The organism is Paraburkholderia sp. SIMBA_030, assembly GCF_046535245.1.
Lineage (GTDB): Bacteria > Pseudomonadota > Gammaproteobacteria > Burkholderiales > Burkholderiaceae > Paraburkholderia.
The window spans coordinates 1-299 of record NZ_JAWRXB010000272.1 but is presented as its reverse complement, the minus strand read 5'-3'; the positions used below and the strand labels follow the sequence as shown (position 1 = coordinate 299).

The window sequence follows — 299 nt, the reverse complement described above, 5'->3', positions numbered from 1 at the left end:
GGATTCCAAACGATTTCCCATAAGTGTCCATCGGGGGGTGTCTTGGAAGTGACCGGCATATCCGCCCCAAAAAGTATCATGAGCGGGATCAGTTATCGTTGCTCCTGCCTGTTATGACTTTATCGACTTCAGCTTTACTGCTGACGTTATGTCCTCATGTAAATTCCGCAGTACTTGGAGCAGTTAACGTAACGTTTGATTCATGTGCGATGTTTTTGCGGTCCCAAAGGGCAAGTTTCAGTCCCGTTTGCAAGTCAAAAAAAGCAGCTGCGCCATGTTCAAATTCTGTACAGGCTATT

1 pseudogene is annotated in these 299 nt (G+C 46.2%); it reads right to left on the bottom strand.

From position 1 onward, the window contains the following. Positions 1-299: pseudogene (locus SB772_RS39970) on the bottom strand (VOC family protein); the annotation flags it as partial.